The 20,993-nt window shown below is 65.8% G+C and carries 18 protein-coding genes and 1 pseudogene; 5 read left to right on the top strand and 14 right to left on the bottom strand.

Annotated elements, in window-relative coordinates; genetic code table 11:
* Nucleotides 1–11 precede the first annotated feature (11 nt).
* Both G467_RS0103640 and G467_RS0103645 read right to left on the bottom strand, forming a co-directional pair.
* Nucleotides 12–1,760: a phosphoenolpyruvate carboxykinase (GTP) gene (locus G467_RS0103640; RefSeq protein WP_026802327.1), complete on the bottom strand. Its 1,749-nt coding sequence runs from the start codon at nt 1,758–1,760 to the stop codon at nt 12–14.
* Nucleotides 1,761–1,824: 64 nt separating this feature from the next.
* Complete coding sequence (locus tag G467_RS0103645) at nt 1,825–2,394, bottom strand: TetR/AcrR family transcriptional regulator (RefSeq protein WP_245559029.1); 570 nt, start codon at nt 2,392–2,394, stop codon at nt 1,825–1,827.
* Between the two features lie 124 nt (nt 2,395–2,518).
* Here G467_RS0103645 and G467_RS0103650 point away from each other — a divergent pair, with 124 nt between their 5' ends.
* The 3 genes from G467_RS0103650 (at nt 2,519) to G467_RS0103660 (ending at nt 6,466) form a co-directional block, all read left to right on the top strand.
* The gene (locus G467_RS0103650; RefSeq protein WP_022968373.1) at nt 2,519–3,457 is read left to right on the top strand and encodes an alpha/beta fold hydrolase; all 939 of its coding nucleotides are present in this window, start codon (nt 2,519–2,521) and stop codon (nt 3,455–3,457) included.
* Nucleotides 3,454–5,919, top strand: a complete 2,466-nt coding sequence (locus tag G467_RS0103655; protein WP_022968374.1) for an acyl-CoA dehydrogenase — start codon at nt 3,454–3,456, stop codon at nt 5,917–5,919. Before G467_RS0103650 ends, G467_RS0103655 begins: the two co-directional genes overlap by 4 nt.
* A gap of 76 nt (nt 5,920–5,995) precedes the next feature.
* Nucleotides 5,996–6,466: a hotdog fold domain-containing protein gene (locus G467_RS0103660; RefSeq protein ID WP_022968375.1), complete on the top strand. Its 471-nt coding sequence runs from the start codon at nt 5,996–5,998 to the stop codon at nt 6,464–6,466.
* Nucleotides 6,467–6,487: 21 nt separating this feature from the next.
* Here the strand turns inward: G467_RS0103660 and G467_RS0103665 are convergent, their stop codons facing one another.
* The 5 genes from G467_RS0103665 to G467_RS0103685 form a co-directional block, all read right to left on the bottom strand.
* Nucleotides 6,488–6,838 (bottom strand): hypothetical protein, encoded by a 351-nt coding sequence (locus tag G467_RS0103665; protein ID WP_022968376.1) that lies wholly within the window; start codon nt 6,836–6,838, stop codon nt 6,488–6,490.
* A 132-nt stretch (nt 6,839–6,970) separates the two neighbouring features.
* On the bottom strand, nt 6,971–8,047 hold the full coding sequence (locus tag G467_RS17315; RefSeq protein WP_081644549.1) for an META domain-containing protein: 1,077 nt from the start codon (nt 8,045–8,047) through the stop codon (nt 6,971–6,973).
* A 72-nt stretch (nt 8,048–8,119) separates the two neighbouring features.
* A complete protein-coding gene (locus G467_RS15250; RefSeq protein ID WP_022968378.1) occupies nt 8,120–8,515 on the bottom strand; it encodes a DUF5329 family protein in 396 nt (131 codons plus the stop codon).
* 29 nt (nt 8,516–8,544) lie between these two features.
* Nucleotides 8,545–9,432 (bottom strand): metallophosphoesterase, encoded by an 888-nt coding sequence (locus tag G467_RS15255; protein WP_022968379.1) that lies wholly within the window; start codon nt 9,430–9,432, stop codon nt 8,545–8,547.
* Complete coding sequence (locus G467_RS0103685; protein ID WP_022968380.1) at nt 9,429–10,760, bottom strand: NTP/NDP exchange transporter; 1,332 nt, start codon at nt 10,758–10,760, stop codon at nt 9,429–9,431. The genes G467_RS15255 and G467_RS0103685 overlap by 4 nt, the downstream gene beginning before the upstream one ends.
* A gap of 128 nt (nt 10,761–10,888) precedes the next feature.
* Here G467_RS0103685 and G467_RS0103690 point away from each other — a divergent pair, with 128 nt between their 5' ends.
* Nucleotides 10,889–12,475 (top strand): GMC family oxidoreductase, encoded by a 1,587-nt coding sequence (locus G467_RS0103690; protein WP_022968381.1) that lies wholly within the window; start codon nt 10,889–10,891, stop codon nt 12,473–12,475.
* A gap of 24 nt (nt 12,476–12,499) precedes the next feature.
* Here G467_RS0103690 and G467_RS0103695 read toward each other — a convergent pair whose 3' ends face one another.
* Together G467_RS0103695 and G467_RS0103700 are read right to left on the bottom strand one after the other, a co-directional pair.
* Nucleotides 12,500–14,428 (bottom strand): M48 family metallopeptidase, encoded by a 1,929-nt coding sequence (locus G467_RS0103695; protein WP_022968382.1) that lies wholly within the window; start codon nt 14,426–14,428, stop codon nt 12,500–12,502.
* Nucleotides 14,429–14,498: 70 nt separating this feature from the next.
* Nucleotides 14,499–15,086 (bottom strand): LemA family protein, encoded by a 588-nt coding sequence (locus G467_RS0103700; protein ID WP_022968383.1) that lies wholly within the window; start codon nt 15,084–15,086, stop codon nt 14,499–14,501.
* A 77-nt stretch (nt 15,087–15,163) separates the two neighbouring features.
* Here G467_RS0103700 and G467_RS15260 point away from each other — a divergent pair, with 77 nt between their 5' ends.
* Nucleotides 15,164–16,426 carry a serine hydrolase domain-containing protein gene (locus G467_RS15260; protein ID WP_022968384.1) on the top strand — a complete coding sequence of 421 codons (1,263 nt, stop codon included), beginning with the start codon at nt 15,164–15,166 and terminating at the stop codon, nt 16,424–16,426.
* A 204-nt stretch (nt 16,427–16,630) separates the two neighbouring features.
* On the opposite strand, the pseudogene G467_RS18275 reads toward G467_RS15260, so the two are convergent.
* The 5 genes and pseudogenes from G467_RS18275 to G467_RS0103735 form a co-directional block, all read right to left on the bottom strand.
* Nucleotides 16,631–16,711: pseudogene (locus tag G467_RS18275) on the bottom strand (histone-like protein 2); the annotation flags it as partial.
* A 1,149-nt stretch (nt 16,712–17,860) separates the two neighbouring features.
* The gene (gcvH, locus tag G467_RS0103720; protein ID WP_022968387.1) at nt 17,861–18,256 is read right to left on the bottom strand and encodes a glycine cleavage system protein GcvH; all 396 of its coding nucleotides are present in this window, start codon (nt 18,254–18,256) and stop codon (nt 17,861–17,863) included.
* A gap of 98 nt (nt 18,257–18,354) precedes the next feature.
* Nucleotides 18,355–19,440, bottom strand: a complete 1,086-nt coding sequence (gcvT, locus tag G467_RS0103725; RefSeq protein WP_022968388.1) for a glycine cleavage system aminomethyltransferase GcvT — start codon at nt 19,438–19,440, stop codon at nt 18,355–18,357.
* Between the two features lie 133 nt (nt 19,441–19,573).
* Nucleotides 19,574–20,005: an NfeD family protein gene (locus tag G467_RS0103730; protein WP_022968389.1), complete on the bottom strand. Its 432-nt coding sequence runs from the start codon at nt 20,003–20,005 to the stop codon at nt 19,574–19,576.
* Nucleotide 20,006: 1 nt separating this feature from the next.
* Nucleotides 20,007–20,960: an SPFH domain-containing protein gene (locus G467_RS0103735; protein WP_026802330.1), complete on the bottom strand. Its 954-nt coding sequence runs from the start codon at nt 20,958–20,960 to the stop codon at nt 20,007–20,009.
* Between the last annotated feature and the right edge of the window lie 33 nt (nt 20,961–20,993).

The raw sequence follows: 20,993 nt of genomic DNA on the forward strand, positions 1-20,993 counted from the left end.
AGAGAGGCCGATCAGGACAGCGAGGCCGCGATACGCTGCTGTTCGGCCGCCAGCGGCGCCGGCGTGCGCTCGCCATAGCCGGCGAAGTACTCGCCGATTGCCTGCATCTCGGCCTGCCAACCGGCGCGATCGACCGCGAGCAGCTGGTCGAGGACGGCCGCCGGCAGATCCAGTCCTGCCGTATTGAGGTCGTCGGCCTTGGGTATGTGGCCGATCGGCGTTTCCACCGCACCGGCATCGCCGCCGACGCGCTTGAGCATCCACTCGAGCACGCGCAGGTTGTCGCCGAAGCCCGGCCACAGGAATTTGCCGTCGCTGCCCTTGCGGAACCAGTTGACGTGGAAAACCTTCGGCAATTTCGCGCCCGGTTTGTCGAACGACAGCCAGTGATTGAAGTAGTCGCCGAAGTTGTAGCCGGCGAACGGCTTCATCGCCATCGAGTCGCGCCGCACCACGCCGACCGCACCGGTCGCGGCAGCGGTGGTCTCCGATGCCATCGCCGCGCCGACGAGCACGCCGTGCGTCCAGTCGCGCGCTTCGAACACCAGCGGCACCAGCGATTCGCGCCGGCCACCGAACACGATCGCCGACAGCGGCACGCCCTGCGCATCTTCGGCGTGCGCGGTGTAACTCGGGCAATTCACCGCCGACACCGTGAAACGCGAATTGGGATGCGCTGCCGGGCCATTGGCCTTGTCGTAATCGCGGCCCTGCCAATCCTTGACCGGCACGCCTTCGGGAAGACCTTCCCACCAGGGCTGGTTGTCGGCGGTGACGCCGACATTGGTGAAGATTGCATCCTTGTTGAGCATCGCCAACGCATTGGGATTGGTCTTGGCGCTCGTGCCCGGCGCGACGCCGAAATAGCCCGCCTCCGGATTGATGGCGTACAGACGGCCGTCGCTGCCCGGACGCATCCAGCAGATGTCGTCACCGACCGTCCACACTTTCCAGCCGTCGCGACGATAGCCTTCCGGCGGAATCAGCATCGCCAGATTGGTCTTGCCGCAGGCACTCGGGAAAGCCGCGGCGACGTAATGGGTTTCGCCCTTCGGATTCTCGATGCCGACGATGAGCATGTGCTCAGCCAACCAGCCCTCGTTGCGTGCCTGATAGGACGCGATGCGCAGCGCATGGCATTTCTTGCCGAGCAGGGCGTTGCCGCCGTAGCCGGAACCGAAACTCTGGATCGCCAGCTCTTCCGGGAAATGCATGATGAAGCGGCGATCGGGATTGAGATCGCCGATCGAATGCAGGCCGCGCACGAAATTGGCCTCGCGCTCGATGCGCGCCAGCGCCGGTGCGCCCATGCGCGTCATGATGCGCATGTTGGCGACGACGTACGGAGAGTCGGTGATTTCAACGCCGCAACGCGCCAGCGGCGAATCGATCGGCCCCATGCAATACGGAACGACGTACATCGTGCGACCGCGCATGCAGCCGGCGTACAGCGCATCCATCTTCGCGTGCGCATCGGCAGGCGACATCCAGTGGTTGTTCGGACCGGCATCGACTTCCTTCGAGGTGCACACGAAGGTGAGATGTTCGACGCGCGCGACATCCGACGGGCTCGAACGGTGCAGATAGCAGTTGGGATGCGTTTTTTCGTTGAGCTTGATCAGGTCGCCGGTGGCGAGCATGAGGTCGATGAGCTTGGCGTTTTCGGCGTCGGAACCGTCGCACCAATGAATGGCCTGTGGCTGGGTCAGTCCGGCAACGGACTCGACCCACTGTTTGAGTGCGGCAAGCTGGGTGGGCATGGCATGGCTCGGGAAGGGAAAATGGCTCGCGCGCAAGTCGCGTGGAATGAGGCGATTCCGGAACTCACTCCGGAATCAGGGTCGTCATCACGTGGTTGACGTAGGCGTCGAACTCGTCGTGATGCAGGCGCGGCTGTCCCAACTGCAGCGACAGCTGCAGGAACCCGACATAGGCGGCATACAGGAGCCGGGCGCGGTTCTGCGCGTCGATGCGGCCGAGGCCGGCCTGGCGGAAACTCGCAGTGAGATAGTCCAGGCGGCGTTCCGACACGCGGCTCAGCACCGGCTTGACCACCGGATGATCGAGCGCCTTGAGCAACTCGCTATAGATGACGTGCGGCTTGAGCTCGTGCGCGACCAATTGGAATAGCGCGCGCAGACGCGCACGCGGCTCGGGAATGGCTTCGAGCTGACCGAACACGGTTTCCTGCTCGGTCTTTTCCCAACGCTCCAGCGCCGCGACCAGCAGGGCTTCACGGGACGGGAAATGCCAGTAGAAACTGCCCTTGGTCACGCCCAGTCGGCGCGCGAGCGGCTCGACGGCCACGGCCGCGAGCCCCTGTTCGGCGATCACGTCCAGGGCCGCAAGCGCCCAGTCTTCGGCACTGAGCCGGGTTTTTTCGAGTTTTTGCACGATGGCGACCATACGGTGGCGAGTTTAACGGTGATGACCGACGGATGAAACGTTGACCGGAAACCATGATGCACCATACGGGCAGGTATTGACAGCCATGGCCCCAGAAAACATACTATCGCGTATGGTCTCAGCCTGCTCTCCTTCCCGCCCCGCCAGTGCGCGCATCGCCTTTGTCGGCGATGCCGGCCTGCCCCTGCTCGGCGAGCGTCACCCCGGTGATCGCGCGCCGGTACTGCTGGCGCATGGCTTCGGCCAGACCCGGCAAAGCTGGTCCGCGACGCAGCGCGTTCTGGCCGAGCGCGGTCACGGCAGCTTCGCCTGGGACATGCGCGGCCATGGCGAATCGGGTCGCAACGACGCGCTGGACCGCTACCGCGCCGAGCAGTTTGTCGGCGACGTAGTTGCGGCGGCGGCGCAGCTGCCGGCCCTGCCCGTCCTGGTCGGTGCCTCCATGGGCGGTTTGACCGGGCTGATGGCCCAGGCCCTGCACCGGCCGTTTTCCGCTCTCGTGCTGGTGGATGTCACGCCACGCTGGGAGTCGGCGGGCATGCAGCGCATCTACGATTTCATGACCGCGTTTCCGGCCGGCTTCGATTCCTTCGAACACGCCGCCGATGCGATCTCCGACTACCTGCCGCATCGGCGCGAACGCAAGACGCCGGCGCAGCTCGCCAACCTGTTGCGCGCAGACGCCGACGGACGCCTGCAATGGCATTGGGATCCGCGTCTGCTCGGCGAATTCGTCAGCGGCAGCGAGCATCTGCAGGACACCGTTTCCGAGGCCGCGCGCGGCGTCGACGTGCCCGTGCTCCTGGTCAGCGGCGGCCGCAGCGACCTGGTGTCGGAAAAAACGGTGGCGCATTTTCTCGATTGCGTCCCGCATGCGCGCCACGTGCAGTTGCCCGAAGCCACCCACATGGTCGCCGGCGACGACAACGACGCGTTCTCCGACACGTTGCTCGAGTTTTTGAGCGCACAATTCCCCTCCTCGGCCGCCGCCGCCGCGACGCCAGCGTCTTCTTATCCCCACGTCCCTGCTGTTTCCGGAGCACCTCGATGAGCATCCTGCTTCCCATCTTCGCCCTGCTGATCGTAGTCGGCGTCTGTGCCTATCACCGCTTCTCGCTGGCGGTATTCGCCGCCCTGGCGGCGAGCGTGCTGGTCGCGGTCGGATTGGCCGGCGCCAACTTCACCGCCACGGTCGTCTGCGCGGTGATCCTGGCGCTGTTCACGCTACCGCTGCTGATCACGCCGCTGCGCCAGAAGCTGATCACCACGCCGCTGCTGAAGTTCTACACGAAGATCCTGCCGCCGCTCTCGGACACGGAGAAGGTCGCGCTCGAAGCAGGCACGGTCGGTTTCGAAGGCGAGCTGTTCTCGGGCCGTCCGCAGTGGGACGTGCTGCTGAGCCAGCCCAAGCCGGTGCTGACGGCCGAAGAACAGGCCTTCATCGACGGCCCGGTCGAAGAGGTCTGCAAGATGACCAACGACTGGGAAACCACGCATGTGCGTGCGGACCTGGCGCCGGAGATCTGGGAATTCGTCAAGAAGCACAAGTTCTTCGGCATGATCATTCCCAAGGAATACGGCGGCCTGGGTTTCTCGGCGTATGCGCATTCGCGCGTGATCATGAAACTCGCGTCGGTCTCGGCCACGCTGAGTTCCACCGTCGGCGTGCCGAACTCGCTCGGCCCGGGCGAACTGCTGCTGCATTACGGCACCGATGAGCAGAAAAACTACTATCTTCCGCGCCTCGCCGACGGCCGCGAAATCCCCTGCTTCGGCCTGACCGGCCCCACTGCCGGTTCGGATGCGACATCCATTCCCGATTTCGGCATCGTCTGCCAGGGTGAGTGGAACGGCGCGCGCGTGGTCGGCGTGCGCCTGAATTTCGATAAGCGCTATATCACGCTCGCGCCGGTCGCGACGATCATCGGTCTGGCGTTCCGTCTTTACGATCCGGATGGCCTGCTCGGTCCGAAGAAGGACCACGGCATCACGCTCGCGCTGGTGCCGCGCGGCACGCCGGGCATGGATATCGGTCGTCGCCACTTCCCGCTCAACTGCGTGTTCCAGAACGGCCCGATCCACGGCAAGGACGTGTTCCTGCCGCTGTCGCAACTGATCGGCGGCGAAGATTACATCGGCCACGGCTGGCGCATGCTCGTGGAGTGCCTGTCGATCGGTCGCTCGATCACCCTGCCCTCCACGTCCAGCGGCGCGTCCAAGCTGGCGGCGGTGGTCACCGGCGCCTATTCGCGCATCCGCAAGCAGTTCGGCCTGTCGATTGGCCGCTTCGAAGGCGTGGAAGAAGCGCTCGCGCGTATCGCCGGCAATACTTATGCGATGACCGCGCTGTCGCAGGCGACCGCCGCGGCGGTCGATCGTGGCGAAAAACCGGCGGTGCCCTCGGCGATCGCGAAATACCACTGCACGGAAATGGCGCGCGAAGTGGCGCGTGACGCGATGGACATCCATGGCGGCAAGGGCGTCATCCTCGGACCGAAGAACTATCTCGGCCGCGGCTGGCAGGCAGCGCCGATTTCGATCACGGTCGAAGGCGCCAACATCATGACGCGCAGCCTGATGATCTTCGGTCAGGGTGCGATCCGCTGCCATCCGTGGGTGCTCAAGGAGATGCAGGCGGCGCAGAACCCCGATCCGGTCGCGCGCCTGCGCGACTTCGATACGAACCTGTTCGGCCATATCGGTTTTGCGATTTCCAATGCCGTGCGCAGCTGGTTCTTCGGCCTGACCGCGAGCAAGATCGGCGCCGCGCCGGGCGACGCCTACACGCGCCGCTACTACCGCAAGCTCAACCGCTATTCGGCGAACCTCGCCCTGCTGGCCGATACCTCGATGCTGCTGCTCGGCGGCAAGCTCAAGTTCAAGGAAAAACTGTCGGGCCGCCTCGGCGACGTACTCAGCCAGCTCTACCTCGCCAGCGCGATGCTCAAGCGTTACGAGGACGACGGACGTCCGGCGACCGAACAGCCGCTGCTGGCATGGGCCTTCCATGATTCCGCGCACAAGATCGAGCTGGCGATGTCGGGCGTGCTGCGCAACTTCCCGATCCGCCCGGCCGCCTGGCTGCTGTGGATGCTGGTGTTCCCGATCGGTCGTCGCGCGCAGGCGCCGTCGGATCGTCTGGGTCGCCGCGCAGCTGCCTTGCTGATGTCGCCTTCTGATGCCCGCGACCGTCTCGCCGACGGCGTGTTCCTCACGCCCTGCGAGAACAATCCGGCCGGCCGCATCAATGCCGCGCTGGCCAAGGTCATTCTTGCCGAGCCGGTGGAACGCAAGTTCCTCAAGGCGCTTAAGAACAGCGACATCGAAGCGCTGACCTTCCCCGAGCAGCTCGCTGAAGGCGTGCGCGAAGGCTGGATCACCGCCGAAGAAAAGGCGCAGCTCGAGGAATTGCGCGAGCTGACCTGGGATGCGATCTCGGTCGACGACTTCGACTCGGCCGATCTCGAAGCCGCGTCATTGCATCGCCAGCAACACATGCATCGCGCCGCCTGAGTTCGCGGCCGACTGCCCGTTCCGTCGCCCCGGTGCCACGCCGGGGCGACGGAAGTCTCTTTCCGGAGTCGTACCCATGACGCCCCTGCTCGCGCTGTACCACAAGCTCACGCGACTGCCGTTCGGCCACTGGCTGTTCACGCGCGCCGTCTGTTTCAAGGCGCCGTATTTCGGCAGCATCGGACCGCGCTTCACCCTGCTCGAGAACGGACGTTGCGAGGCCATCGTCCGCGACCGCCGCAAGGTGCATAACCACATCGGCACCGTGCACGCGATCGCGCTATGCAATCTGGCCGAGCTCACCGCCGGCGTCATGACCGATGCCAGTCTGCCCAAGGGCATGCGCTGGATTCCCAAGGGCATGACCGTGTCCTATCTCAAGAAGGCCAGCGGTACGGTACGCGGCGTAGCGACGCCGAACATCCCGCTCGTGGTCAGCACAACCGGTTACGAGCTGCCGGTGAATGTCGACGTTTTCGATCCCGCCGGCGACCGAGTGTTCAACGCCGAAATCCGCATGTGGCTCAGTCCCGTTCCGACGCGCTGAGCCATCGACGACCGTACGCGGTCAGCGCACGCTGAAACTCCATTCGCAGGGCGCCAGCAGCTGCCCGTCCTCGCCGCGAAACCCGGCATCGGTGCCGGCGTTCAAGCGCAGCCGATAGCGCGCGCGTGGCGCCAACATCACCGGAATCACCAGTACGTCGCGGGCATCGTTCCAGGTCGGCGGGCCGAGCACTTCGGGCATGTCGCCGAAGATATGGATCGTCGGCGCCATCGGCCGGTTGAAGTGGATTTCCAGCACGGTCCGGCCCGGTGCGCACGCGGTCTGGCAATGCGACGGGCGCAGGCAATGAACCTGGACATCGGCGATGACCTTGGCCGCGGGCGAACTCGTCGACGATGACAGCAGATGCAAGCCGGACCCCTTCGGTGTCGGTCGCGACCCGAAGGGACGCGGCAGGCATGGGATGCCTGCGGAAGATTGAAGGTTTAGATGCTCGCGAGGGCGCTTGCGTCGCGCGCCGTCGGTCCTGCCTTGGCCGGCCGCTCAGTCGGCGGGAATGGCTTCGAACCGCGCCAGGACGCCACCCTCGGCGTCGAAGAAACGCATCTGCTGGCCATCGACGACCGCCCGCACGGTCTTGCCGAGCACGGCGACGAAGGCCGATTCCTGCGCCATCGCCGAGGCCGGGCAGGCCATGCGCGTGATCATTGCCGGGCCGATGGTCAGTACGCCATCGATGAGCTTGTACGTCGCGTTGACGCGATTGCATCCGGTCGAACCGCCGAGCATGCCGCCGCCGGCGTCGAAGGTGATCGCCGCCACTTGCGGCGCGGTCTCGGGCACGACCGCCTCGCCTGCGAGTTCGGCGAGTTTCCAGCGCGTGCCTTCGAACGCCGCATCGACGTAGCGCGGACCGCAGGTTTCACCGGGCCACAGCTTGCGGAACCGGTCGACAACGACCGCTTCCTGCGTTCCCGAACCCACGCCGATCGCGCGCCGCACGATGCGTCCTTCCACGGTGGCCAGCACCGATCGACCGGAAGCGTTCTCGACCGTCGCATAGGCATTGGCCAACGACGCGTAGTCCGCCTCCGGTGCGAGCGGCAGATCGCGACCGGTCAGGCATTCCTTGAACCGGGTTTCGCCGTCGCGGCGCGTGACCAGGCCGCGCAGCGGAATGCGTGGCTCGAGGGTACGGAACTCGCTGTCGCGCGCCAAGCGATAGTTGAACGCCGAGGGCACCGGATTGCCCTCGCTGTCGAGCAGCAACAAGGCGCCGTCATCGCTACGCTGGAAACGCAGGGGCGATTCGCGTCCGCCGCGCAGTTGCCACTGTCCACCGTCGGCCGAGACGCTCCAGCGGCCGACATCGTCGAACACATTCTCGCGCTCGGGTTTGCCCAGATAGGTTTCGCGCAAGAAGTACACGCCGTCATCGAACAGGTTCAGTTCGGTCCGGATGCCCTCGCAATCGGCACAGGGCAAGGTGCCGACGAAGCTGGCGGGATAGGCGCGCACTTCGCTCCCCGCGGGAGCCGCGACCGGCTCGGGCACGGAGCGGCAAGCGCCGAGCATCGACATTCCGAGCAGAAGGAAAAGAACGCGAAGACGGGGAGACATGTCAGCTCCGGGGCGACGAGAAAGACCCGAGTCTACTCCGGCCGCCGCGGTGTTCCAGAGTCGCGCGGTTTTCTAGCGGGTTGCCGGTCGTGCGGTGGCGGGTGCGCCGCGCAGCTCCTTCAGTCGCGCACGCAGGAATACCGCGCTGTCGACTGTTTTGCCGTCGACGAGCCGGATGCGGTACGTCTCGCCGCTCATCGACGACCGGGTCGCGCAATAGTCGATGAACTGCTCGGCGGTCTTGACGCGGCTGCCGGCGTTTTTCCATTTCAGTCGCAGGTGCTCGGCGGCTTTCACCGCCGTGTACTCGGAGCCATTGCGCAGGAAGGTCGCGCCCTGCAGATGCGCGACAGTCTGGATCAGCGCTTCGATGTCGCGGGCTTCGTTGCGCACTTCGGTCGCGGCCTGCGTCTGCACACCGAACCCGGCCAGCAGGAGAAATAGACAGAGTTTCAGGAACGGGTTCAAGGGAGGCTTCCGAAGAGGGCGGGAATGATTCAAGGCGAAACAGGGACCGTCGTTTCGACCGATTCGTTCCCCGCCGACAGGATCAGCAGGGAGATTTCCGGCGGAACGCCGAAGCGCACCGGCAGGATGCTCGTGCCCAGGCCGGGCGTCACGAACAGATGCCGGCCCTGTTCGACGACATGGCCGATCGCATAGCGCTGGCCGTACGCGGACGGTACGACTGGTCGCCCCAATCCCGGCAGAACCACTTGTCCGCCATGGGTGTGCCCGGCCACGAGCAGGGAGATCCGCGCCGGCGCATACGGAAAAATGTCCGGGTTGTGGGTCATCGCCAGGACCGCGCGGTCCGGCGCAATGCCTGCCAGCGCCTGGCCGATGTCGTGCAGGCCCTCGGTCGCGTCGCTGATACCGGCCAGGGCGAAACGACATTCGCCGATGGCGAGCGGGACCGAGCGGTCTTCGAGCACGGGGATCCCTGCGGCTTCGAGCGCGCCGCGTACGCGCACGGCATCGAGCCACCAGTCGTGATTGCCCAGCACCGCATACACCGGAACGCTTTTCGCCAGGGGTTGCAGATGGGTGGCGAGGGTTTCCGGCGGCACGAAATGGCCCCCGAGCACCCCGTCGACGACGAAGTCGCCGGGCAGCAGCACGAGATCGGGCTTCAGCGACTGGATCGTCGCGACGACACGATCGAGTTTCTCCAGGCCGTAGTAAGGCGAGCCGACGTGCAGGTCGGAGGCGACCGCCACGCGCAATCCCGAACAGGCCGGCGGCCAGCGCGGAATCGCCAGCGCCTGCGTGCGCGTGGTCAACCGGGACGGTTCGTAGGCGAAAGCCCAAAGGGCCAACGAAGCGAGCACGGCCCAGGTCGCCGCCAGAATCCATCGCCGACCACGCGGGCCCGGCCACTTCATTGTTTTTCTACAGGCAGCCTGGCCTGTTCGCGGATGACCCGCCAGGCACTGAAGCTCATGCCAGCGGCCACCAGCAGGCCGACGCCGAACACGACCGAGGACCCGAAGGCCAGCAGTCCCTTGTGCACCCAGGCGAAGGTCAGGTCGCCGCCGCGATAGATGACCGTGTCGATCGCCGCTTTCGCCTTGTAGCGCGACTCGCGGTCGACGCGCGTGTAGATCGTCTCGCGCGCGGGCTTGCCCAGGGAGAATTCACCCGCGCGCGTGAGGATCTGCACCACGGCGATGACGATCGGCAGCGGCGACATCGTCAGCACGCCGAAACCGAACAGGATCGCGAACGCAGGAATCATCAGCGCCGGCGCGACGCCGAAACGCGTGAGCAGCTTGCGCGTCACGAATACCTGCACGATCAGCACCAGCAGGTTGATCCACAGATCGATATTGGAATAGAACGCCGTGCGGAACGCGTCTTCGGGCAACAGCTGCGCGATCTCGCGTTGCTGGTTGTAGAGCAGCGTGCCGACGCCCACACCGAAGAACATCAGCATCGCCAGGGCGCGCAAGAGGGGATCGCGGGCGATCAGGCGCAGGCCCTCGAGCACGCGCCCGCCCATCGCGTCGTCGCCCGACACCGAACCGCGCAATTGCTCGGCGCGCTTGGCCCACGGCGCCAGGCGCACGATGCAGTAGACGCAGATCAACAGGAACGCGACCGACACCAGCATCATGTTCGCTACGCCGATGTGCACGACGAGCGTCTTGGTCAGGGCCGGCCCGGTCAGTCCGCCCAGCGTGCCGCCCGCGCCGATGTAGCCGTAGAGCCGCTTCGCTTCTTCGTTGGCGAAGATGTCGGCCATGTAACTCCAGAACACCGACACCGCGAACAGGTTGAACACAGCCACCCAGATGAAAAACGCCGCACCGCGTCCGGGCATCTCGCGGGTGAAGGCGACATAGAACCCGAACAGGCAGCCGACGAACACCAGATAGACCACGGGCAGGAAGACCCGACGCGGGAACCGGCTGACCAGCAACCCGTACAAGGGCTGCAACAGCACCATGCCAATGAACGTGCCGGTGAACAGCGCCTGCAGGGTGAATTCGCCCAGGTCCATGCCGCGCGCGGTAAACCACTGGATCATCGCGTGCGGGAACACGGCCTCGACGTCCGCAGACGCGCCCATGGCGTCGCGCACGGGACGCAGCACGTAGTAGCCGGTCAGCAGGCAGAAGAAGTACAGGAACGACCACAGCAGCGGCGGATAGTCGCGCAGGGCCGTGCGGAGCCGGACGATTCGCTGCGAGAGGGCCATCGACTCGGTCATGGGCTAGCCGTCGGGTGGAGCGCGCACCTTAAAGCATGGCCCGACCCGCCCGCCAGCCGCGCCCACCTAAAGCATTTACTCTAAGCCACGGGCCTAGCCTCGCCCGGTTACCGAAGAAAGACAGTCCTGTGTACGACTACATCATCGTGGGTGCCGGTTCTGCCGGCTGCGTTCTCGCCAACCGGCTGAGTGAAGATCCCTCCGTGCGCGTCCTGTTGCTCGAGGCCGGCCCCAGCGATTGGCATCCGTTCGTGCACATGCCCGCCGGCCTGGCGAAGCTGGTCGGACAAAAAGGCGTGAACTGGGACTACACCACCGCCCCCGATCCCAATCTGGGCAATCGCCAGCTGTGGTGGCCGCGCGGCAAGGTGCTCGGCGGGTCGAGCTCGATCAATGCGATGTGCTACATCCGCGGCCACGCCCGCGACTACGACGAATGGGCCGCCGAAGGCGCCGAAGGCTGGAACTGGGACGCGGTCCTGCCCTATTTCAAGCGCAGCGAAGGCAATACCCGCGGCGCCAGCAAGTACCACGGCGGCGACGGTCCGCTCGGCGTGTCCGATCACACGCATGAAAATCCGCTGTCGCCGGTCTTCGTGAAAGCCGCCGAACAGGCCGGCTTCCCGCTCACCGACGATTTCAACGGTGCCGAGCAGCAGGGTTTCGGCTGGTACCAGACGACGACGCGCAAGGGCTCGCGCAGCTCCAGCGCCGAGGCCTATCTCAAGCCCGTGCGCTCGCGGCCCAACCTCACCGTGCTGACCGGCGCGACCGTCAGCCGCGTCACCTTCGACGGCGATCGCGCCAACGGCGTCGTCTATTCGATTTCCGGCAAGGGCTACAGCGAAGGCGCCAGCCGCGAAGTGATCCTGTCCGGCGGCGCGCTCAATTCTCCGCAGTTGCTGATGCTCTCGGGCATCGGCCCGGCCGCACAACTGCGACAACACGGCATCGACGTGCGCGTCGACCTGCCCGGCGTCGGCGGCAACCTGCAAGACCACCTGGATGCCTGCACGATGCAGCGCTGCACCCAGAAGGTCACCTACGACCAGACCAGCGACGTGCTGGTCGGGCTGCAGTACTACCTGTTCAAGCAAGGCCCGGGCACGAGCAACATCGCCGAGACCGGCGGCTTCCTGCGCTCGACCCTGGCCGAGGACGAGCGCCCCGATCTGCAGTTCCATTTCGTGCCCGCGCAGCTCGACGATCACGGTCGCAACCGCATGCCCGGCTACGGCTACACGGTGCATGCCTGCTTCCTGCGTCCCAAGAGCCGCGGCCGCCTATATCTGGTCAGCGCCAACGCCGCCGACAAAGTGCGCATCGAACCGGGCTATCTCAACGACCCCGACGGTTTCGACCTGAAGGTCATGGTCGAGGCCGTGCGCACCTCGCGCCGGATCTTCGCGCAGGACGCGTTCGCGCCGTTCCGCGGCGAGGAGCTGTTCCCGGGCGAGGCGGTCCAAAGCGACGCGCAGATCGCCGACTTCATCCGCCGCAAAGCGGAATCGATCTACCACCCGATCGGCACCTGCAAGATGGGTGCCGCCGACGATGCCGACGCCGTCGTCGACCCGCAGCTGCGTGTGCGTGGTGTGCAGGGCCTGCGCGTGGTCGATGCCTCGGTCATGCCCAAGCTGATCGGCGGCAACACCAATGCGCCGACGATGATGATCGCCGAACGCGCATCGGACCTGATCCTCGGCAAGATTTGAGTCGATGCTCCGGCAGGAGCCCGCTCAGGACAGGCGCGACTCGACCTGTTCGAGCATCGGCGGCAGCGGGCAATGCAGCGACGCGCAGATCGTGCGCAACAGCTCGGCCTCGGCGACGGTCACGCGACCGTCGCTGCTGATCGCCGCCACCAGACCTTCGAGCAGCAGCTCCTTGCCGGTCGGTTCGATGGCATCGAGCACCGGCCACACCGATTCCAGCGCATCGATGCCCTGCGTGGGCGGCGCGTAAGGCGCGTTCACGCGCGGGAACACGCGCAGCAAGCCGGCGTTGTACGCGCGTTGCGCGTCGGCGGGATTGTCGTGACCGGCCTTGGCCAAGGCCGTCAGCAAGGTGATCACCGCCGCCGTGGCGTCGGCCAGACGCTTGCGCCCGGGCACCCAGGCCCGCGACGGATCCAGCGCCTCCAACACCTGCGTATGCAGCAGGCGGCCCAGGCAGTACTCGAACAGCGACACCTGGCCGTCGGCATGCACCAATGCATATACCGTGTCGAGAAACTGCTGGAGCTCGCTGCGCGGCCGCCGGCGCAGCAACGGAAACGCGAGCGACGCCAGCGGCAGGCGCAGCAGCGGGTGCAGGCCTTCCAGACGATCGGCGTAGTCGAGCGATTGCTGCGCGATGCGTTTGTCCTGGCGCGCGGTGAGCTCGTATTGCTGGCGATCGCGGACCCGGCCGGCCGGCGCGTGCAGCAGACCGAACAACAGCGGCATGACTTCCTCGTGGTCGCGCACCGCGCGCTGCAGCACTTCGGGAATGGCGTCGTTGATCGCCCCGGCGCGACGGTAGTCGTCCGATTGCGGCGCACCGACCTGGGCGACCACGTTCGGCGGCGTCACGGTGACTTCGACCTGTTCACCGGGCAGCGGCGGCGGCGTGCTGGCGTTGAAACCCAGTGCCGTGTCCTCGTCCAGCCCGATCGGCGGATGCGCGCTCCAGCGCGCGCTGAGGTCGCGCAGATGATCGCTGCGGAAGTTGGGTTCCAGCGCCTTGATGCGCTCGAGCAGCGGCGGGTGCGTGGCCATCATCGCCGAGTAACCGACGCCGTCGCCGAACAGCATGTGCGCGACTTCCTCTTTCTCGCTGCTGCCCAGCCGGGAACCCTCGGACAGGCCGGCGATCTTCTTGAGCGCACCGGCGATGCCGGTCGACTGGCGCGTGAACTGCACGGCCGAGGCGTCGGCCAGGTATTCGCGTTGCCGGCTGATGCCGGCCTTGATCCAGCGCGCGCAGAACTGGCCGAGGTAGCCGATGACCAGCAAGCCGAGCGCGACGCCGAGAATGGCGCCGGCATCCTTGCTGCGACCGCGGCCGCCGGCGTTCTCGAGAATCTTGCGGCCGATGATGGCCAACACCAGGATGCCGAACAACAGCCCCATCAGCCGGATGTTCAGCCGCATGTCGCCGTTGAGGATATGGCTGAACTCGTGCGCGATGACGCCCTGCAATTCATCGCGGTTGAGCCGGGTGAGGGCGCCGCGGGTCACCGCGACGGCGGCATCGCTGGGCGAATAGCCGGCCGCGAAGGCGTTGATGCCCGCCTCGTCCTCGAGCACGTAAATCTGCGGCACCTGCACGCCGGACGCGATCGCGATCTCCTCGACCACGTTGCGCAGGCGGCGAAGATTGAAATCGGTGGTGTTTTCCGGCACCGGGGTGCCGCCGAATTCGCTGGCGACCGCACTGCCGCCCTTGCGCAGGCTGGCGATGCGGAACAACGTCGCGCAACCGATCACCGCCAGGGTCATCACCGTCGACACGACCAGCCCGGCAAGCAGACTCCCGCCTCCGCCGTCCTCCTCGCGACCCAGGCCGAGGACAACGAGCAAAACGAGGTCGACGGCGCCGACGATCAGCAACACCGCCAGGGCGAACAGCACCATCAGGCGCTTGGACTGACGTCGGGCGACGTCCTGGCGTTCGAAGAAGTTCATCGTGTCGCGCTCCGCGCACCCTCGACCGTCCCCTCGCCCGCGGGCAGAGGCGGCGGGCGAAGGCGGGCTTTCAGAACGAGACCTTCGGCGCGTCGCGCTTGGCCGGCTCGGTGATCTCCAGCAAGGCCGCGGCGACGAAGTTGAACATGCCGGCGATGACGCTCGACGGGAACACTTCGCGCTTGTTGTTGAAGGCCATGACGGAGTCGTTGTAAGCCTGGCGCGCGAACGCGACGCGGTTCTCGGTCGAGGTCAGTTCCTCGGAGAGCTGCATCATGTTCTGGTTCGCTTTCAGGTCCGGATACTGCTCGCTGACCACCATGAGGCGGCTGAGCGCGCCACCGAGGCCTTGCTCGGCGCTCGCCAGCTGGCCCATCGCGGCGGCGTCGCCGGGATTGGCCTTGGCCGCGGCGAGGCCGCTGACGGCGGCAGCGCGGGCCTTGATCACGGCTTCGAGGGTTTCCCGCTCGTGCGCCATGTAGCCCTTGGCGACTTCCACCAGGTTCGGAATCAGGTCGTAACGGCGCGTGAGCTGCACGTCGATCTGGGCGAAGGCATTCTTGTAGGCGTTGCGTGCGGTGATCAGACCGTTGTAGATGCCCACGGCCCAGAGGGCGCCGACCACCACGAGGGCGATGAGTACGAGCAGGACAATCATGATGCTCTCCGTCGTTCAGGCCGGTACGCGAAGCGCACGCTAGAATGGGCCTTCGGCGCAAGCATACGTTGGACCCGATGCACAAGAAAGTCGCCCTCGCCGCGCTGCTCTCCCTGCCCCTGGCCCTGTTGCCGGGCGCCCCGCTGCACGGCGACCTCGCCGCCGCTGATCGTGCACCGGCCGCCGCCGCGCCGGTCGTCGTGCCCCTGCGTCACCCCGTCGCCGACATCACGCCGAAAGCGCGCGAAGTCGAACGCCTCGCCGAACAGGTCGTGCTGCAGAAGAACCTGCCCGGCCTGGCGATGGCCATCGTGCAGAACGGGCGCGTGGTCTCGATGCGCACCTTCGGCGTGACCGAAGTGGGCAGCAACCAGCCGGTCACCAGCGACACAGTGTTCCGCCTGGCGTCCCTGTCGAAGGCCTTCGCCGCCACGATCAGCGCGCAGCTGGTCGCCGAAGACGCGATGAGCTGGGACGCGCCGATCATCAACCAGCTGCCGGCCTTCAAGCTGCGCGACTACGCCGGCGCGCAGAAGGTGTCGGTGCGCGACATCCTCAGCCACCGCGTTGGCCTGGCCCGGAACACCTTCGATCGCGACCTCGAGCGTGACTCGCCGTACGAGCTGCTCGCCGAGCGGCTGTCCGACGCGCCGATGGCCTGCACGCCCGGCGACTGCTACGCCTACCAGAACATCGCCTTCAGCCTGATCGGCGACATGGTGTTCGCCGACACGGGCGACTTCTATTCGCACCAGGTCGAGAAGCGCATCTTCCACCCGCTGGGCATGTACAACAGCACCTACGGCCGCGAAGCCCTCGAGGCGAGCGCGAGCTGGGCGCGTCCGCACGTGCGCCGCGGCAGCGGCTGGGCGGCGGAACGACCGAAGGAAAACTATTACCGGGTGCCGCCGGCAGCGGGCGTCAACGCCAGCATCCACGACATGTCGCAATGGCTGATCGCCCAGATGGGCCACCGGCCCGACGTGCTGCCGCCGGCCCTGCTCAACGAGATCCACACGCCGCAGGTGAACACCCCCGGCGAGCTCAACGGCTCGCCCTGGCGGCGCGAACGCCTGCTCAATGCCTATTACGCGATGGGCTGGCGGGTGTACGACTACTCCGGCCACACCCTGATCTTTCACGGCGGCGCGGTGCGTGGTTACCGCGCGTTGATCGGCTTCCTGCCCGACGAGGACGTCGGCATCGTGGTGCTCTGGAACAGCGAGAGCGCCGCGCCGTCGGGGCTGCTGCCCAGCCTGATGGATCGGGTCACCGGCATGCCGCCGCGCGACTGGCTCGGCGTGGCCGACCCGGAAAGCGGCGAAGAAGCCCACGACTGACCCGGGCGCGTCCGCGCCCGTCCGTCGCCCGATCCCCCAAAGAAAAAAGCGCCTTTCGGCGCTTTTAACTTTCGGTACTTTCCGTGCCCGGGAAAGTCTCTCTCCCCGCCTGGGCTACACGGGGAGAGAGTCGAGATTACAGCTATCGGGTTTTCCGGATTACATCGCCGGAGCGACAGGCGCCGCCGGCATCGCCGGAGCAGCCTTTTTCTTAGCAGCAGGCTTCTTGGCCGCCTTTTTCTTAGCCGGCTTTTTGGCAGCCTTCTTGGCAGCCTTTTTCTTAGCCGGCTTCTTGGCTACCTTCTTGGCAGCCTTCTTGGCGGTTTTCTTGACGGCCTTCTTGGCGGTTTTCTTCGCCGACTTCTTGGCAGCCTTCTTAGCCGGCTTCTTGGCTACCTTCTTGGCGGCCTTCTTGGCAGTCTTCTTGACGGCCTTCTTAGCTACCTTCTTCTTGGCAGCCTTCTTCACGGTCTTCTTGACGGCCTTCTTGGCAGTCTTCTTTACAGCTTTCTTAGCGGCCTTCTTGGCCGGTTTTTTCGCAGCTTTCTTGGTAGCCATGGTCAACTCCTCGTCAGTTGGCTTTTGGACGCCCAGTCTCAAAGGCACCGCTGCGGGACGATTCCCGCAGCGCACCGCCGCCAGGCCGAAGCCAGGTGACGGATGGGGTTGCGGCGCGTCGGCGCCGCGAATGAAAACGCCCGGACCTGCGAGGGTCCGGGCGTCGAAATCGGGGTGTCGCGGTGTGTCCGCGATGTTTTTTTAAAGGAAGCGAAGCCTGTGCCCACCGTGCCGATGTTCTGGGCGGAGGTCATGTTGGCGGTGCATGTTGTCGACTGTTTGCTTATCACTCGCTTCCGCAGGTGTGGGTCTGCTGGGGCGAAAGCTAATCACGTGTTTTTACGATGTCAACAACTTTGCAGAATTATTTTCCCGGGGGCGCCGGCGCGGCAATGACCGGAATCGGGTCGATCGTGGCGTCGGCGTCGCCCGTCGGCGCGGCGAATTTTCCCGCGATGAAAAAAAAACGCGGATTTTTGCCGCTTTCCTTGCACGCGAATAATTCCCGGCGACGAATGCGCGCGTCGCGACGCGGCGAACCGGACGCCCGCAATCGGTCTTCCGGAGGCGATTTTTCTCTTCGCCCCCGCGGTCGGAAAAAACCCGTTCGAGGAGCGATTTGCGCGAAAGTGCGCAAAACTTTTCCGGCCGCGACGAGCGCGGAAAAGAAAATCCGGACCCGGAATCGACCTCGCCGCACCGCACGACGCCATCGCCGCGAGCAGCACCGACGCACCGGCGAGAGCACGCCCGGCGAGCGCCGCTTCCGTCTTCACCCGGCACATACGAACGGCGCACGCGGCCCACGATCGCGGGCCGGAAAAAGTTCCGGCCGCACAGGGCGGCCGGAACAGGGGTCACGCGGGCGGGCCGTGTTTAGTGGCCTTCGTCCTCGAGCAGCTCGGCGTAGTCGTCGGGCGACAGCAGCTCGTTGAGCTGGTCCGGTTCGTCGGGCGCGACGACCAAGATCCAGCCTTCGCCGTAAGCGTCTTCGTTGATGGTCTCGGGCTTGTCCGACAGCGCCGAGTTCACCGCGACGACCTTGCCCGACACCGGGCTGTAAACGTCCGACGCCGCCTTGACCGACTCGACGACGGCGACCGCGTTGCCCAGCGTGATGGTGTCGCCGATGTTGGGAAGCTCGACGTACACGAGGTCGCCGAGCAGGCCCTGTGCGTGGTCGGAGATGCCGACGGTGACCTGGCCGTTGTCCTCGACGCGGGCCCACTCGTGGGACTTGAGGAATTTCAGATCGCCGGGAATCTCACTCATGGCCATGGCCTCGGGGCTGGTGTTGGGGGGAGGAAACGCGGAGATAGTCTAGCCGTTCAAAGCGCGCATGACAGCCTTGTCAGCGCGCCCCGATTCGGTCAGACGCCGGGCTGGGCGGCGCCGTCGCGGACGAAGGGATATTTCACCACGCGCACCGGCACGCGCTTGCCGCGGATGTCGATTTCGACGCTGCCCAATTCGCCGCTCGGCACCCGTGCCAAGGCGATCGCCTTGCCCAGCGTCGGCGAGAACGTGCCCGACAGGATCTCGCCCTCGCCTGCAGCGGTGAACGCCGTCTGGCCGTGGCGCAGGACGCCCTTGTCGTCCATGACGATGCCGATCATCTGCCGCGGCACGCCGGCGGCTTTCTGCGTCTCGAGTGCGGCGCGGCCGATGTAGTCGCGACCTTCGTCGAAGGCCACCGTCCAGGCCAGCCCTGCTTCAAGCGGACTGACCGACTCGTCCATGTCCTGACCGTACAAGGCCATGCCCGCTTCCAGTCGCAAGGTATCGCGGGCGCCGAGACCGGCCGGCTTCACGCCGGCGGCGAGCAGGCGATTCCAGAAATCCACAGCCTGCGTCTCCGGCACCATGATCTCGAAGCCATCCTCGCCCGTGTAGCCAGTGCGTGCGACGAACATGCCGTCCGCCTCGGTCGCCACGAACTTGCCGAGCTTGCCGGCCGCCTTCGCCGCGTCGGCCGACAGCAGGCCGAGGACTTTCTCGCGCGCGTTCGGTCCCTGCACCGCGACCATGGCCAGGTCGCGGCGCTCGGTGATGTCGATCGCGAACGGCGCGGCCTGTTGGCGGATCCAGGCGACGTCCTTGTCGCGCGTCGCGGCATTGACCACGACCCGGAAGAAGGTCTCGCCCATGTAATAGATGATGAGGTCGTCGATGACGCCGCCGTTCTCGTCGAGCATGCACGAGTACAGCGCCTTGCCCGGCTTGGTCAGCTTGGTCACGGAATTGGCGACGAGCTTTTCCAGGAATGCGCGCACGTTCGCGCCATGCATGTCGAGCACGGTCATGTGCGAGACGTCGAACATGCCGGCGTCGCGGCGCACCTGGTGGTGCTCCTCGATCTGCGAGCCGTAGTGAATCGGCATGTCCCAGCCGCCGAAGTCCACCATCTTGGCGCCGAGCGCGCGGTGGGTCTCGTTGTAGATCGTCTTCTGGGTCATGGTCGGTTCCGGACGGCGGGAAAGACGCTGATTATCGCAGAGCCGGAAAGTCGACGGGGCGCCGCAGCGCCCCGTTTTTCTGTACTCGCCGGTACGGATCGGCGCTCCGATCGCGCGACCGCGGCGTGGGCCCTCAGTCGGCCGGATCGACCTTCAGCGTCATGCTGTCGACGGCGATCACGCGCACGCGCGTGCCGGCCGGCAGGTCGGGACCTTGCACCGTCCAGAACGCGTCGCCGATCTTCACCCGCCCCTGGCCGTTGACGATCGCCGACTCCAGCGGCAAGGCCTGGCCGATCAGCTGTTGGCCGCGACGGTTGAGCAACGGCTGGTCGCTGGGTTTTTCCTTGCCGCGGAAGAACTGCAGGTAGACGCCGACGGAAACGAAGCTGAGCACGACGAAGGCGACCGCCTGCCAGATCGGCGCCAGCGGCAATACCGAGACCAGCACGAAGGTGCCGGCCGCCGCGAAGCCGAGCCAGAGCATGAAAGCGCCGGGCGCGAAGGTCTCGGCGGCCATCAGCAGCAAGGCCGCGCAAGCCCAGAAGATCATTTCCCGGCTCATGTCAGGCTCCCGGCAGACGCGGCGGCTTGGCCGGACCGCCCGCAGCCGCCTGCATGCCGAAACTTTCCCGCGCCAGTTCGGCGATGCCGCCGAGCGAGCTGATGATGCCGGTCGACTCCATCGGCATCATCACGAACTTCTGGTTCGGCGCTTCGGCCAGCGCCTTGAACGCTTCGATGTACTTCTGCGCGACGAAGTAGTTGATCGCTTGCACGTTGCCGTTGGCGATCGCGTTGCTGACCAGGGAGGTCGCCTTCGCTTCGGCTTCGGCCAGGCGCTCGCGCGCCTCGGCTTCGCGGTACGCGGCTTCGCGCTTGCCTTCCGCGGCGAGGATGGTGCTCTGCTTCTCGCCTTCGGCCTTGAGGATCTCGGCTTGGCGGAAACCCTCGGCCTCGAGGATGTTCGCGCGCTTCTCGCGCTCGGCCTTCATCTGACGCGCCATCGAGTCGACGAGGTCGCGCGGCGGCTGGATGTCCTTGAGCTCGATGCGGTTGACCTTGATGCCCCAGGGATGGGTCGCTGTGTCGACGACGTGCAACAGCTTGGCGTTGATCTCGTCGCGCTTGGACAGGGACTCGTCCAGGTCCATCGAACCGATCGCGGTACGGATATTGGTCATGACCAGGGCGATGGACGCCTGCTCGAGGTTGGAGACTTCATAGGCGGCCTTCGCGGCGTCGAGCACCTGGAAGAACACCACGCCGTCGACCTTGACCACGGCGTTGTCCTTGGTGATCACGTCCTGCGACGGAATCTCCAGCACCTGCTCCATCATGTTCACCTTGCGGCCGACGCCCTGCATGATCGGCACGAGCATGTGCAGGCCCGGCTCCATGGTGTGGGTGTAGCGGCCGAAACGCTCGACCGTCCACTGGAAGCCCTGCGGCACCATGCGCACCGCTTTCGCGACCAGAATCACGCCTACCAGCAACAAAATGACGACCAAGATGCCCATGGTTCCCCTCCCGACGAATGTGGGGTCCAGTAT

It is taken from the genome of Arenimonas oryziterrae DSM 21050 = YC6267, assembly GCF_000420545.1.
Lineage (GTDB): Bacteria > Pseudomonadota > Gammaproteobacteria > Xanthomonadales > Xanthomonadaceae > Arenimonas > Arenimonas oryziterrae.